The organism is Solibacillus sp. R5-41, assembly GCF_002736105.1.
Classification (GTDB): Bacteria; Bacillota; Bacilli; order Bacillales_A; family Planococcaceae; genus Solibacillus.
Map to the genome: position 1 here is coordinate 362,010 of NZ_CP024123.1, position 15,663 is coordinate 377,672.

General features: G+C 38.2%; 13 protein-coding genes. 6 read left to right on the top strand and 7 right to left on the bottom strand.

Annotated features, from left to right (window positions below):
• Window positions 1-262 precede the first annotated feature (262 nt).
• A complete protein-coding gene (locus CSE16_RS01755) occupies window positions 263-1,132 on the top strand; it encodes a GNAT family N-acetyltransferase (protein WP_099422275.1) in 870 nt (289 codons plus the stop codon).
• Window positions 1,133-1,242: 110 nt separating this feature from the next.
• On the opposite strand, the gene CSE16_RS01760 is transcribed toward CSE16_RS01755, so the two are convergent.
• The 6 genes from CSE16_RS01760 to CSE16_RS01785 form a co-directional block, all read right to left on the bottom strand.
• A complete protein-coding gene (locus CSE16_RS01760) occupies window positions 1,243-2,031 on the bottom strand; it encodes an ATP-binding cassette domain-containing protein (RefSeq protein WP_253896147.1) in 789 nt (262 codons plus the stop codon).
• A 16-nt stretch (window positions 2,032-2,047) separates the two neighbouring features.
• Window positions 2,048-2,812 (bottom strand): ABC transporter permease subunit, encoded by a 765-nt coding sequence (locus CSE16_RS01765; RefSeq protein WP_099422277.1) that lies wholly within the window; start codon window positions 2,810-2,812, stop codon window positions 2,048-2,050.
• A 59-nt stretch (window positions 2,813-2,871) separates the two neighbouring features.
• Window positions 2,872-3,858, bottom strand: a complete 987-nt coding sequence (locus tag CSE16_RS01770) for an aliphatic sulfonate ABC transporter substrate-binding protein (RefSeq protein ID WP_099422278.1) — start codon at window positions 3,856-3,858, stop codon at window positions 2,872-2,874.
• Window positions 3,859-3,869: 11 nt separating this feature from the next.
• On the bottom strand, window positions 3,870-4,676 hold the full coding sequence (locus CSE16_RS01775; protein WP_099422279.1) for a VOC family protein: 807 nt from the start codon (window positions 4,674-4,676) through the stop codon (window positions 3,870-3,872).
• Between the two features lie 243 nt (window positions 4,677-4,919).
• Window positions 4,920-7,145: an RNA polymerase recycling motor HelD gene (gene helD, locus CSE16_RS01780; protein WP_172954342.1), complete on the bottom strand. Its 2,226-nt coding sequence runs from the start codon at window positions 7,143-7,145 to the stop codon at window positions 4,920-4,922.
• Between the two features lie 150 nt (window positions 7,146-7,295).
• A complete protein-coding gene (locus CSE16_RS01785; protein ID WP_099422281.1) occupies window positions 7,296-8,318 on the bottom strand; it encodes a DUF2804 domain-containing protein in 1,023 nt (340 codons plus the stop codon).
• Window positions 8,319-8,713: 395 nt separating this feature from the next.
• Between CSE16_RS01785 and CSE16_RS01790 the strand changes: the two genes are divergently transcribed.
• From CSE16_RS01790 to CSE16_RS01805, 4 genes are all read left to right on the top strand, one after another.
• Complete coding sequence (locus tag CSE16_RS01790) at window positions 8,714-9,214, top strand: amidase domain-containing protein (protein WP_253896231.1); 501 nt, start codon at window positions 8,714-8,716, stop codon at window positions 9,212-9,214.
• Between the two features lie 73 nt (window positions 9,215-9,287).
• The gene (locus tag CSE16_RS01795) at window positions 9,288-9,851 is read left to right on the top strand and encodes a nitroreductase family protein (protein WP_099422283.1); all 564 of its coding nucleotides are present in this window, start codon (window positions 9,288-9,290) and stop codon (window positions 9,849-9,851) included.
• Between the two features lie 207 nt (window positions 9,852-10,058).
• Complete coding sequence (locus CSE16_RS01800) at window positions 10,059-12,032, top strand: methyl-accepting chemotaxis protein (RefSeq protein ID WP_099422284.1); 1,974 nt, start codon at window positions 10,059-10,061, stop codon at window positions 12,030-12,032.
• Between the two features lie 336 nt (window positions 12,033-12,368).
• Complete coding sequence (locus CSE16_RS01805) at window positions 12,369-12,983, top strand: general stress protein (protein WP_099422285.1); 615 nt, start codon at window positions 12,369-12,371, stop codon at window positions 12,981-12,983.
• A 145-nt stretch (window positions 12,984-13,128) separates the two neighbouring features.
• Here CSE16_RS01805 and CSE16_RS01810 read toward each other — a convergent pair whose 3' ends face one another.
• A complete protein-coding gene (locus CSE16_RS01810; RefSeq protein WP_099422286.1) occupies window positions 13,129-14,442 on the bottom strand; it encodes a short-chain fatty acid transporter in 1,314 nt (437 codons plus the stop codon).
• Window positions 14,443-14,714: 272 nt separating this feature from the next.
• Between CSE16_RS01810 and CSE16_RS01815 the strand changes: the two genes are divergently transcribed.
• The gene (locus CSE16_RS01815; RefSeq protein ID WP_099422287.1) at window positions 14,715-15,581 is read left to right on the top strand and encodes a LysR family transcriptional regulator; all 867 of its coding nucleotides are present in this window, start codon (window positions 14,715-14,717) and stop codon (window positions 15,579-15,581) included.
• Window positions 15,582-15,663 lie beyond the last annotated feature (82 nt).

A 15,663-nucleotide genomic window follows, 5' to 3' on the forward strand; every position in this document is an offset into this window, starting at 1 on the left:
ATCAAACAACAAAAGGGAATTTTATGGATTGATAGATATATAGGTATAATTGATTGGATGAATATTCGTTAGACTTATGACTTTGATAAAATGATTGGTTTAGGTATATTCACCCAAGTTCATAAAAATTTAGTGTGAATTTCTCGTTATTGTAAAATAGATTGTTAGGATTTATGGTGAAGGAGTGATTCGGTAGTTGCGAATCCGTAGTAGCTCTACTAGAATAAGGACATCTTAAGTATAGAGAAGTGGAGTAGAAAGAATGAATTTATCGGCAATTACAGTATCCTTTCCTTTGGATGAAGAAACGTATGAGGAAATTCAATTATTAACTAAAACCTGTGCGTATATTGACGGGCTAATATATCAGCAGGTGATGAATTTACCTGTCGCGAAAAGCTATGAGATGAAGGGCTTTTATGTGCTTGTGTACGATGATGATAAAAATGAATTGGTTGGTGCAGGGACAGCCATTGATTTGATGGGTTTAAATACGTATGAGTGGTCAATGGTCGTGGCGCCAATGTATCGTCAAATTGGCATTGGGCGTGCGATTTTTAATGTACTGCATGAGGGAATGAAAGAGCGCGGTAGTGATGGTGAACTTGCATTAATGGTCGAAGGTGCGAGTTTTGGGCGTGAGTTTTTACAAAAAAACAGTTATCTGTATAGTTTTTCAGAGGCAACGCTAGAGGCAAAGGCAGAAATTTTACAGGTTGAGCAAAGTTTGACAGTGCGTCCGTTTATGCAGAAGGATACAGAGGTAATTGTGTCAATTTTGATGGAGACATTTGGTGATATGCGTGAAGAATCACTGGATTTAATTGACTTTAATACAACGACTGAAGGTTTATTTATGTGGACAGTCGAGCATGAAGGAGAAGTTGTAGGCACGGTCACAACGCGTAAAGAGGGTGAAGTACAATGGATTACAGCATTTGCGGTTGCCCCAGCTATGCAAGGACGTGGTATTGGTACTCAAATATTACAGTGGGTTAAGGATTACGCGATTCGAAATGGGGAAAAAATGGTGCTACTTGATGTCGAGATTGACAACGCGAGTGCGCTACGTGTCTACGAAAAAGCCGGCTTTATGAAATCGATTCAAATGGATTATTTTGTTAAGAATTAATTTGTTAAAGAAAAACCAGTTTCGGATAGTTTATAAGCTTTAATATCATATAGTTGTTAAGAGAGGAGATGGTATGAATTTGGACTCATGCCATCTTTTTTTTCTTGCGTTTATGGGTTAACTAAAAGATTTAACGGGCTAACTGGGAGTTGTTCTTTATTTATATTGGCAATTTCTCTACCGTTCATTAATCGATTTAATATTTTTTCCTCAAGTTCTATTAATAGTGGATTCGTTAATTTTCGAGGACGTGGCACTAAAATTGTTTTATCAAAGGCAATTGAGCCATCTTCTATTAAAATAATACGATCTGCTAGTCGTACTGCTTCACTCACATCATGCGTTACAAGCAGTGCCGTAAAATGATTTTTTTGCCAAATCGTTTCTATTAAATTTTGCATTTCGATACGCGTTAATGCATCGAGCGCACTTAAAGGTTCGTCGAGCATTAAAAGGGAAGGCTCATGAATTAAGGCACGAGCCAACGCGACACGCTGCTTTTGACCACCAGATAAGGTTGAGGGCCATTCATCTTTTAACTGTAGTAACCCAACCTTATCCAATGCTTCTTCCGCCAGTGCTGGCCAATTTCCCGTTAAGCCAAGCCCAACGTTATCAATTACTTTTTTCCAAGGAAGGAGACGAGAATCCTGATACATCATTTTGACGTTCGCATCGGAGTGCTTGGCTGGAACACCATCAAACAGTAATTCTCCTTGTGTAATTTCCTCAAGACTTGCTACTAAACGTAATAAGGTGCTTTTCCCGCTTCCACTTTTCCCAATGACGGCAATAAATTCCCCCTTTTTAAATGTAATTGAAATGTCATGAAGAATTTCTTTTTGGGCAAATGATTTTTGGAGATTCTGGATATCAATTTGAATGGGTTCATGTTTCATAGTTTCATATCCTTTCTTATTTGTTATAACTGGCATTCCACTTTAATGCACGATTTTCTCCGAATTGTGCGATGACATCCGCTAATTTTCCAAGGAAAGCATAAATGACAATACTTAAAATAATGATATCGGTTTGCATAAATTCACGTGCGTTCGTAGCTAAATAGCCAAGTCCAGCTTGAGTTGGAATTGTTTCAGCGATAATTAATGTAAGCCACATAACCCCAAGTGCATAGCGTAACCCAACGAAAATAGAAGGAAGTGCCCCTGGTAAAAGGACATGTCTAAATAGTTGCCAGCCCTTTAAGTTATACATTCTGCCCATTTCTACTAAGTTGGGGTCTACATTTCGAATGCCGTGGAATGTGTTTACATAAATGGGGAATAACACACCAAGTACGACTAAAAAAATTTTGGCATCCTCGCCAATTCCTATCCAAACGATGACTAATGGAATTAAGGCAAGGTGAGGAATGTTACGGATCATTTGAATAGTCGTGTCTAAATAAATGTAGAAATTCTTCGATAAACCATTTAATACTCCAAGCACAAAGCCAATTGCACCGCCGATTAACATACCTGTTAGCGCGCGCCCAAGGCTTACGCCAATATGTGTAGTTAAATCGCCACTTACCGATAAGTTCCATCCCGTTGTAAGAATCGTAATTGGAGAAGGGAAGAGTGACGGGGAAACAATTTCAATTCGCACAATGATTTCCCAAATGATTAATAGGACAATTGGGATTACCCAAGGTCGAAAATCAAAGGTCTCTTTTTTCATTAATAAGCCTCCTATCAATAAGCAGATGGAAAGGGGGGACGCCCATCTGCTTATTGATTTTAATTTTTGTTCGTCCAAACTTTTTCTTTTACATTAACTTCCACTGGAATTAAACCGATTTCAAAATATTTATCTGCTTGTTTTTGTTGAGCAATGATGATATCCTTCGTAATTTCAGAGGCGCCAAACGTACGACGATTAATTTGCTTACTGATGACGTCGTTGTTAATACCAAGTGCTTTGGACATAATGTCGATAACTTTTTGGTTGTTCTCGTTTGCCCAATTATCGGATTCATTGATTTGTTCTAAAATAAAATTAACTAAATCAGGATGCTTGTCAACAAATTCTGTCGTTGCGAAGTAAAATGTACGGTTTGGATAGCCATCAATTTCTCCATTTATCAATGTGATAGAGTCTGTTTCTATTTCTGCGGATGCGAAGAATGGATCATATGAAGCTAATGCATCAATTTGTCCTGTTTCGAATAAAGCACGACCTTGAGCAGCGTCTTTTGGATATACCCATTCCACATCATTTGTCGATAGACCAACTGATTCTAATGCAAGAACGGTTGAGTAGTGATGATTCCCGCCTTTTAAAGCACCAATTTTTTTATTCTTTAAGTCTTCAATTTTTGTAATGCCTGACTTCTTTAGTGCAACAATTCCGACGCCTTCAGGATTTGGTGTGTCTGCGCCTACGTAATAAAATGGTTTATTTGATGCTTGCGCAAAAATTCCAGGGCCATCTGCCGCGTGACCGAAATCGATTGCCCCTGCGTAGATACCTTCCATTAGCGTATTGCCATGTGTAAATAACTCCCACTTAATAGTTAATCCTTTTTCTTTCGCGGCTTTATCTAAAATTCCTGATTCTTTTAAAATGTGAAGGGTATTTCCTTTTTGATAGCCAATGTTTACTGTTTTTAGCTCTTCTACCTTACTCGTTGCGTTGGTATTTGAAGGTTCTTTGCTATCGTTTGAACATGCGGAAAGAATTGTAAAAATAAGAAAAATTCCAAGTGTAGTAAACCATTTTTTCATCTTATTTCCTCCTAAATAAATCGATAGATTGCGTTTGAAATGGTAGTTGTTTTTGGGGTGCTCCCTTTGAATTGAAGAGCGAATAAACCTTCACCTTTAGAATTAATAATTTCTTGAACAATACCTTCACCAAGTGGTTCATAAAAAATGATATCGCCACCTTGTAATGAAAGCCGCTGTGCTTTGGCATTCCATTCTTTGTCTTCGTAAATTATGCCTTTATCGAGTTGTAAAGTTTCCTGCCAAAGGGTCGTGATTTGTTCTAAATTTTGAACGGCAAATGCTGCACCATCTACTGAAATATCACCTAATACATGTGGGGCAATTACACCACGTTGTTGTAGATCTGCTAGGCGCTCGTTGTCTTTTTCATCCCATTCTATAAAGAAGGGTAATGTTATTGAATCACTTGGTTTTCCGGCAAATAAAAGTTTCCATGTCACAAGTGTCCCATCTGGACGTTTTCTACTAAAATCTGAAGGTCCGTTAACTTCTAATCCAAGCGAACGAAAATGTTCTGCTAATGCCGCCAAATTATTAGAGCGTAATGCGATACGCTGTGGTCCTTGTTGTAGTTGGTTTTCGATAAACGTATCACGCAAGCTATATTTGATACTTGCGGCTTCCTTTACTAAAGCTTCATCAAAAATACCGATTAATTCTACATAGCTCAAACCAAAATAGCTTAGTGCATTGTAAGTTCCGAGATTTTCGTGCTTTCCTCCTTCAACAGCGTGTAGACTAATTGACTGAAATGCTTCAGCCGCTTTCTTAGGGTCAGGTGTTAAATGGACAAAATGATCAAACTGTAGTGACATTTATTATTCCTCCTTTGAATATAATTCCATAATTCCTATAAACATAATATGAATTAAATAATAAAGATGCGCCATTTGAAAGTCAATGAAAATTTAGAATATTTAAAACAAAAGGAGTATAGTAGGATATAATTTGGGTGATTGAACGAAGAAAAACTTTATAGAAGTATAAAAAGGGTATTTTGCCTATAAAGACAAAATACCCCTTTACTATAATAAAACCGATGTTAATAATGCTTTGTTTTACAATAAAAACGTTTCCCTTGATGGGCCGATTAAATAGAGCTCATGCATGGCGCGTGTTAAGGCAACATAAAGCAGCTTGCGATCGATGGCATGGTCGAAGTATGGTGTTTCAAAGGCGAGAACGATAACCGCATCAAACTCCAACCCTTTTGCTAAATGGCTCGGTAAAACAAGTAATCTTTCTTGATCAATACCGGATTTTTCATCGAGTAATTGTGCAGGTAGATGTGCATTTTGCAATTGCTTCACGAGCACTTCGGTTTCTTTTGTAGTCTTGCAAATAAGTGCGATCGAGCGATGACCATTTGCTCGAATGCGGGCATATGTGTCTTGAATAACCTGTAAATCGAATGTATCTTGCAGGAAGAATTCGGGTTCCTTGCCGTGACGAACAACCGGCTCTACAAGAGGCAGATCCTCCTCCATTTGTTCCAAAATTTGATTGGCCAGCGCCATAATTTCAATTGTCGTTCGGTAACTTTTTTGTAACGTTGCATATGTCGCACGTGGGAATAGCTCAAGCACTGGCGCCCACTCAGTTAATGCACGGTAGCTATGAATCCCTTGTGCGAGGTCACCAACCATTGTGAACATATCTGTTTCGAGTCCTGCTTTAAGTGCAGCCAGCTGAAACAGACTATAATCCTGAACCTCGTCGATAAAGACGACGCGCATTTTCCACTTGTCATCAATACCTTTTGTTTTGGCATGCAAATAAAGAAGTGCCGCTAAATCTTCTACGACCCATTGTTCCTTCTGATGGGCTTGTACAAATTGCTCGACCTCTTCCAATGTCCATTCAGGTGCCAATTCATTTAATAATATTCGGTTCGTTATAATGTCACGATACATCGGCTTTATTTTCGCCTTTTGGAATTTTCTCATATATAGGGAAGCAGTCGTTTTTGCTTCCTGTTTGATTTTTGGAATACGCTCATCACGCTCATCGATAAATTTTGTTACGATGCGACGACGCTTTTCATCATCACGAATGCCGTTTAGTGCACGTCCAATCGCCTCTTCATAGCGTCCGTTTAATGTAGATAGAACCGCTGTTGATTTTCGTTTAACCTCGGTTTGAATGACCTTTTTAATACGCTCAATGCGTTTTTCAATCGGCATATACTGGAATTCGATTAAAAACAACTTCTTTAAATAGCTGCCCTGCATAATTCGATATTTTTCGATATATACATCATCGAATAAATCCGCAAGCTGCTGTTCATAGCGCTGCAAGTAACGGTCCATTATATTTTGGTAAAGCTTACTTCCTTTTTCTTTTGAAATAATAAAGGTGTCCAGATTTTCAGATTGGCTTGCAATAATTTTTTCGAGCTGGTCATTTGGATTTTGTAGCTTTAATTTAATGCCCGTCGCGTTTTGTACATATTCGGCATAGGTTGTTTGGCAAATTTTATCGACGCCAAGCTCTGGTAACACATCGCCAATATAATCGATAAATAGCTGACTTGGTGCCAAAATCATGAGTTGCTCGGGCTTGAAATGCTCGCCCATCGTATAAAGAAAATATGAAATTCGGTGAAGCGCAATTGTTGTTTTCCCTGAACCGGCTGCCCCTTGTACGAGAATCGGCTGGCGTAAATGAGCACGTATGATTTCATTTTGTTCTTTTTGAATAGTTGAAACGATTTCTGTTAGGCGTACATCCGCCTTTCCTTCAAGTGCCTCTTGCAACAGTTCGTCATTTGTCGTTAAATCAACATCGCGGAAATCGAGTAGCTTGCTATGCTCAATTTTGTATTGTCGCTTCGAAAATAGATGACCGCTAAGCGCCTCATCGCGCACGTCATATGTTAAATCACCGAGACGCCCATCATAATAGACATTTGCGACAGGGGAACGCCAATCAACAATAATCGGTTCATGTGTGTCGCTATGGAATAAAGATGTTTTTCCGATATAAAGAAATTCTTCATCTTCTCCATCACGCTGAAAATGGATACGAGCAAAATATGGCTTTTGTCGAACGGCTTCGAGTCCTTCCTTTTGATTGCGAGCCATTTCAAAAAAGCGCGTGTTCGTCAGGATATTTAAAAAGCTATCACTAGAATCAATGTATTCTAAGTTGGCCATTGCTGATCGAATGTTGTCCTGCGCTGCTTGAAGATTTTGTTTCGAACTTTGCAAAATATAATCCATATAGTGTACAGTATCAGCAAGGCGTTTTTGTTCTTTTACAAATTCAGGATGTTCCATCGTCATTCCTCCTGTCATGTATATTCTCTATTTTTTATTAGCAAGTAAAGTTATTCTAGACCTATATATCAACAGCAGTGGAATTTACAGCGGTTACAATTCTTCGATAAAGAGTTGTAACCGCTGTTTTTTTTGTAGGTTATTGATCCTTTTTCATTACCACTTCGCAGCATGTTCCTCAATGCAACCAAGCATTTGCTGGATGTTTAGTATTTCGCCATTGGATAAGGTAATTTGTCCATCATAATAGCCAATCATTTGATGCACCTCGGAGCGGACGAGTTTTGCATTCGTTGTAGCAACACGCTCAAAAAACGGTGTAAAAGTAAGATGTACTAAATCGCTAAATTTAGATGTTATTTTCCAAGGTTTCATGAAATTGGTGCGATCGTATTTAAAAATGACATCCTCATGAATTTTCGTCATGACACCGTCAACAAATACTGCATTTTCAGTCATTCCTGTGCCATCTGTCCATTGACCACCAAAATTTAAACCGATGCGTCGACCACGAATACGCTGTGAAGCCATGCCCCAATTCCAAGTGGCTTCTCGTGGCCAAACACCACGGCCATAATCTAATACAGCAAAGCTTTCTTCTGGGTGGAATGTGAAGCGTTTGTCTCCAATTTTGACAATGCCAGATGTCGGTAAAATGTGATGCTTAGCGGTAAATTGGAAAGTTTGACGATTCCACGGAATGACTACATTTAAGGAATCATCATTTTTCGGATGCTGTATCGTTAACTCGGCATGTAAATGTTCGCCGTCAAAATTTGATGAAGTAACGGTTAAATGCGTATCGCCATTAAAATATGTAAGTTGAATTGACATGTCATTGCTAGCAAATTGTACGGTTTCAAGTACTTGTGTGGGCATTTTGACTTTTGTACCTAGAGGAATGGTAATCGTTTTTTCAAAATAACGTTGTGTTTCATATTCTAGGAAATAGACGAAGCAAACGGCAGCGTAATCCAAATGGCTAATTGTTGCAGAAAATAAAATATCCTCACCGTATACGCACCAATAATTCCATTTTTTCTTTCGCATGAAATGACCCGATAGATTACAATCGATAATCGGTTTACGTGCAAATCCGATTGCCTCAGGATTTAAATTCCCTTTTTTATCACAAAGTGGCGTTGGCTGCAAAATTTCCTTTTCTGCATGTTGCTTCATCAATCAATCCCTCCAAAATAATTCAAATACATCACGGCGTATTTGCATCCAGATTTTTTTTGAGTATGCTCGAAAACTCCCCTTAAAAATCTGTTACATCCGCCAGGGCATTGGACCAACACGATGTTGGTCACTCAGACGTTGCCGCACGACGCGACGTTCTTAGTCTGAGTTCTCCTACTTCAGCTGAAGCAAGTTAATACATACTTAAAAATATTGTAGCAGACATTTTAGAAAACAGTGTAAATTCACTCTAACTTCATACAAATATTATGAAGATCAAGTAAAAATTTATGGAGTGAATCTTCTAATATACGAAGATAAAACATAATCCAAAAATATTCGACATATGATGCGATAAAAAAGAAAATAAAAAAGGAGAAAAAAATATCGTCATTTATTATAACCGATTAGCGGCAGTTGCTTATGCACAGCGTTGGTGGGATGATTATAATCCGCAATTTCCGGTTTTTCAGGACGATTGTACGAATTTTATTTCGCAGTGTTTGCTTGCTGGGGGCGCGCCAATGAGGGGGGCACCCCCAAATCGTGAGGTCGGCTGGTGGATGATGGGTCTAAATGAGCGTTGGAGTTATAGTTGGACTGTGTCGCATTCACTTCGTTGGTATTTAGAAACGTCCAAAAAAGGATTGGCAGCAAGTCAAACAGATTCCCCGTTTGATTTAGAAATTGGCGATGTCATTTTTTACGATTTTCAAGGGAACGGTCGCATTGATCATAGCACCATCGTGACGAGTATAGTCGACGGTATTCCCTATGTAAATGCACATACTTCAAACAGTGCGAACCGACTATACACTTACGAAACTTCGACAGCCTACACACCACAAATGCAATACTATTTTTATAAAATTAATGATGTTTTTAAGTTGTAACTAATCTTACAAAATATATAAAAAAAAGCCTAATTATGTTATGGTAAAGCTAATGAATGAAGGAGGATTTAAAATGACATTATCAGTAAAAGATGCAATCACACAACGCCGCTCGATTAAGAAATTTAATGGACAATTTGTTGAAAAAGAGGCTGTTTTAGAAATTTTAAATGACGCAAAATGGGCGCCAAATCACGGAGGTCGTGAGCCATGGCGTGTCGTGATGGGGGCTGGGGAACAGTTGCCACACGTATTAGATTTACTACGCGATTTAGCCGTTCCAAAATGGCAGGAGCTTTCAGAAGAGGCACTTGCTACACAGATGCAAAAATTTACGTTAGCAGGTGCTTATGCATTCGTGTTAGTGAAAGAAGACATGCGTCAAAAGGAACGTTTAGAAGATTATGCTGCGGCATCTTGCTTCTTACAAAACGCACAATTATTAGCTTTGGAAAAAGGCATCGGCACTTGCTGGAAAACACCAGGCTTCTTAGATAATCCAAAATTCCGTGAAGCATTAAACGCCCAATCAGATGAGCGTGTCATTGCGATGCTTCAATTTGGTCATTATGATGAAGCACCAAAGGCAAAAGAGCGAAAAGCAGTATCGCAATTCGTTAGTGATTTTGGCGCGTAAAAGCTTTTGAAATACGATTGATTTCGCCTCGGCGTAATGAAGAGAAAAGCGAATGCTATTTTGCATGTCAGCTGACTGCAAGACGCATTCGTTTTTTTATCTTCGTTTAGTGTGTGGTATCCAAAATAGATCGCTTCCATGTGACGACAGATAACGGACTGACATCGTGCAATATAACAGCAAAGTAAAAGGGATAAGGGAGTAGCTATGCGATACAAAAGTTTAAAAACACGACTCATTGTAATTTTATTGTTAGTAGGAATTATTCCAGTGGCGGTTACGGGAACTTATAATTTTTTAACCTCTTCTACTAGCTATCAAAATGTTCAGAATGAAAAACAAGAGCAGATTGAACATGCGGTAGCGCAGCATCTTAATAAAGTATCTAATGATTTGAAATACATAGCAGAGCTGTATGCACAAGATACGCGTGTGCAGCAATTATTAAAGGAAACAAGCCGTACAACTCTTGATACAGAGGGACTTGCGTTATTTGAAAGCTTGCAAAAGGAACACCAGCTAACGATTTTAGAACTTGGTGATTTACAGGGCAATGTTCATCTACGCGGTCATAATGTTTCAAAATATGGTGACAGTAAAGCCGATGTAATGGCCATTCAACAAGCATTAAAGGGACAGGCAATTAGTGGGTTTGAATATGGTTCAAGTGGACTATCTGTTCGTGCCTTTGCGCCGATTAAACAAGATGGAAAAGTAATTGGTACGTTACAATTAGGGCTTGGAAATGAATTTTTAACGGACTTCCAAGCATTATTCCCAAGTACGGAAGTGGACTTAATCAATGAAGCAGGTGAAATTGTTCGTTCTACACATACTGATCGTATTGGACAAAAAATTACGAATGACTATTTTGCTAAAGCAATGGCAGGGGAAAAAACGCGATTTACAGATTCAAAACAACTCAAAATTGAAAGTTACCTGCCTATTCAAGATCCAACAAGTACAGCGGTCGTGAGTACACTATTGTTAGTCCAAGATATTGCTACAACACAGACAGCTATTAATCAAATGAAAATGACGAGTGGCATTGCATTACTTATTACGGTTCTAGTAGCGATTGCTGTGGCAATATTTTATAGCCGCACGTTAACAGTTCCGATTATTAAAACGACGCAGATGATGCATGTATTGAGTAGTGGTGATTTAGCGAGTCGAATTGCTGATCATAACCGACGCGATGAAATTGGAATACTGATGACGGATATGAAGAAGATGCAGGAGCATTTACACAAAACGATTTCAGAAATATCGCAAGCATCTACGACTGTAACGACGAAAAGTATCATGCTCGCACAGTCAACTGAGGAAGTTTCAAAAGGCTCTGAGGCAATTGCTGAAACGATGGAAAACCTATCAAAAGGTGTTGAAAAGCAAACGGTTGAGGTTGCAGAAATATCAGAAATTATGGTCGAGTTTTCTCACAAATTAGCGGAATCTACAGTGCAAGGCAATCAGTTAAATGTAACATCTGAAAATGTACTAGCCTTATCAGAAAATGGTGCAAAGTTGATGAATACTTCGAATGAGCAAATGCAAGAAATTCATCAAGTAATGAAGGAGTCTATGGAAAAAATGGTGCAGCTTGATAAGCAGGCTGTACAAATTTCATCCTTCGTTTCCATTATTGAAGAAGTAGCCAACCAAACGAATTTACTAGCATTAAATGCATCGATTGAAGCAGCACGTGCGGGAGAACATGGCAAAGGCTTTGCGGTTGTAGCTGATGAGGTTCGGAAGTTAGCAGAGCAAGTTGCCCATTCAGTTACGGAAATTACATCGATTGTGGCGACAATTCAGCATGATTCAAAAGAAGTGAGCACGTCATTGCAGCGCGGATATGGTCAAGTAGTTACTGGTTCGGAACAACTAGAAATAACGGCAAATACGTTTAATGAAATCCAAGATGCTGTTACACAAATGGCACAATTTATCACAATGATGATCCATAACCTTCAAGAAATGAGTCAAGAAGGAAATGAAATTAATGATTCCATGCAGGAAATTACGGCCCTTACGGAAGAAACAGCGGCAAGTGTTGAAGAAACGACAGCAACAGTAATCCAAACAAGTGCAACAATGACAGAGGTTTCTACGGCAACGGAACAATTATCCGATTTAGCAGAGCAATTAAATCGTGTTGTGAAGGATTATAAAATTTAGGATAGTGTATGAAATAATCTATTAAAACCAATTAACCCCCTCAGTGTTCTATACTGTGGGGGTTTGTCTATTGGCTGCAGAACGATAAGCGCGTGTTTTTTTTATTCAGAGTGTTTTTTTTACTCGCTTGTCTCATATAATGAACTGTTCTTTTACTACTATTAAAGGTATTCACTTAACTTAATTTAGCAAGGTTTGAACCATCACTAAATTTAATGCATATTCGGCATTCATCACTCACTTATTGAAGTGGAGAATTTCTGCTGAAGTAAGTTAAAAGTTTCATTCCCGCTATTTTGGAAAAAGGAAAGTATCGAAAACATTGGAGGAGTTCATATGTATGAAAATGAAGTGAAACGCTCGATTGATATTGCTTATTCCAAATACGAGATGTTCGAAAAGCTCCAGAAATTACGTACGCCTGATTTAACGAGGCAAAACACCATTTATATTATAACGAATGAAGTTAGTGAATTTCATGCATTAGCGCGAGATACACAAATTCAAATTGTCACAACACACGGTATTCGTAATCACATAAAAGCATTGTTTACAAAAGAAACACCTATTGAAAAGGCAATTCGCCGTATGCAGCTGTCAAAAAAGGAAGAAAAGGAATATATGGAAGTGATTAAGAAGGGAGGTATGGTACTTGTGTCAGGAGCCGATCCGTTTAATGAAAGTGAGTGGACGGGGCATACGTTGACGAAATGGATTACGAATCAAAAAAATCCATCGAACTTATTTATTTGGGGCTTAAAAGAAATCTATCCAGTAACCTTCAAACCGCAACGAGCTCCTCGCATGCCAGATATGGCTGTTGCAGGCGAATTTGGCATTCGGGATAAAGCGGACAAAGATAAAAGTCCATTACAGGATGATCAGTGCTATATTCGTGATCCGATGACAGGTGAGCTTGGTATTTATCAAGCACCTCATAAAAACGGGTAGGCCAAATAATCGTAAGTTTTCAACGTAAAATAGTTTCTAATCCGCAAAAATGACATTTTGACTAGAAGCCAAAATGTCATTTTTTACGATTTATTTAATCCAAAATTTAAAGGTAACTTTTCATGACCTAATAGTCATTAGCTAATTAAAAGAAAAAGAAGCCAATACTAATAATGATGCCTGAGTATACTAATACAAGTACACAGAAGCCCATAATATCTTTTGCACGTAATCCTGCAACAGCAAGTGCAGGCAATGCCCAGAACGGTTGAATCATGTTCGTCCACGCGTCACCCCATGCAATTGCCATTGCCGTTTTTGCGTAGTCGGCATTTAAAGTTGACGCTGCGTCTAACATAATAGGTGCTTGTACGGACCATTGCCCCCCACCTGATGGCACGAAGAAGTTTACAAGACCTGCAGCATAAAAGGTGAATAAATAGAATGTTTGTTCATTTGAAATAGAAACAAACCAACCAGACATAACTGCGGCCAAGCCTGAAGCCGTCATCATCCCCATAATACCGGCATAGAATGGGAATTGGAATACGATGCCTGATGTAGTTTTAATGGCGTCCTGAGCTGCTGCTAAGAAGCGTTGTGGTGTACCGTGTAAAATAATACCTAAAATTACGAAAATCGTATTCACGATGTTTAAATCTAATACAAAGCCTTTTGTCATAAAATGGTGACCCAAATACGTTAATCCAATCAGACCGATAAAGCCAGTAATGATATAACTACGCTCTGTAATTGAAGCGAATGTTTTTTCAGCAAGTGGGAAATTTTCCTTTTCCTCGACTAATAAAGCTGAATCTATTTCCACAATATCTTCATCTTTTGGCATTAATAGACGGTTGAAGAACGGTAATGTTAATACAATGACAATGACCATAAATAAGTTATATGTCGAGAAAATCGTTTCAGTTGTCGGTACTACACCCATGATGTCTTGGAATGGATGATTTTCTGTCGCAATCGATAACGGAATAGACCCTGCTAAACCGCCATGCCAAACGACCATTCCTGAATAGGCACTTGCAATTAATAAGCGGTAATCTACTTTTTTAACATGGCGTGCAATTTCTTTTGCAAAAATTGCTCCAATTACTAAACCGAAGCCCCAGTTAATCCAGCAAGCAATTAACGAAACGAATGTTACGACAATAATCGCCATGCTCGGTGTTTTAATAGAAGAAGCTATTTTCGTTAAACCTTTTTTAAACAATGGGCTATTTGCTAATACATGACCCGCTGCTAGAACGATAACCATTTGCATCGTAAATCCTAATAATCCCCAAAATCCATTTCCCCAATGGACCGTCATTTCTAATGGCGATGAATCTGTAAAAGTTACACCTAGAAGCATCACAAGGAATGTTAAAATTGCTACAAATATATACGGATCTGGAAGGAATTTTTCCATCAACGTATTTGTAAAACGTGTAATTGCTTTCATAAAAGTTGCCCCCTTTGTTTGTATCGTACTCTTAATCTACTAAAAAAAATGTCGAATTAAAATAGAAATATTCTGTGTATTCGAGAATTAAATGTTATGGGCGTTTTGTGGAAAATAGAAATATGTCGAAATTTTGTACGAAGAAATCCACAATAATCCAATCTTATCAACATGTTTGCGAGCAATAATATATGGAATAAAAGAGGTTTTAGTTATAACCGTAGAGAATAAATGAGGGAGTCCTATAACAAAAAGGAATAGAAGGTGTTCGCATGGAATTACGAGATTTACGAAATTTTATTGCTGTCGTGCAATCCGGTAGTTATACAAGGGCTGCGAATCAGTCATTTGTGTCACAACCGTCCCTTAGTAAAAGTATTAAAAGATTAGAAGAAGAGATTAATATAAAATTATTAGAACGCTCGACCCGCTACGTTCGATTGACGGATGCAGGAAGGATTGTTTTTGATCAAGCTAAAAAAGCTGTGCTCGCACTAGATGAAATGCCCGTGTTATTAAATGATTTAAAGCAAATGCATACGGGGAGTATTTCGATTGGTATTCCCTCATTAGTGAGCATGTTATTTTTCCCGGAATTAGCAAGAAAATTCCATGAAAGCTATCCGCACGTAAAATTAGATTTAACCGAACGCGGCGCAAAACTAATTTGGGAATTAGTCGACAATGGGGACGTGAATATAGGCTTTGTCGTGCTTCCTGCGAATGAGTCGTTATTTGATATCCAGCCATTTATAGAAGATGAATTTGTTTTGTTTGTACATAAGGAGCATCCACTTGCAAAATGTGAGGTCGTTTCATTAGAAGATTTAAAAGAGGAGCAATTTATTATTTTTTCAGAAGAATATTCGCTGCATGATTTAGTCATTCATGCATGTACGAAGGCAGGATTTATTCCGACAATTGCTTATAAAAGCTCACAGTGGGATTTAATCGTTGAGCTTGTCGCTTCTCGTTTAGGTATTACGTTATTACCGCGTTCGATTTATGAAAAGCAAAAACATAACGATATTCAAAAAATAGAATTACAGGAGCAATTATTGTGGCGTTTAGGAATCATAACAAAAAGGGATGCCTATTTATCCGTTGCCTCAAAGGAATTTTTAAGTTTTACGCAATGAATATATTCCGTAGTGGCATGAGTATTATGCAATATATGAATTTCTCTTATAAATTTTCCGTTTGTACAATATAGAAAATGGG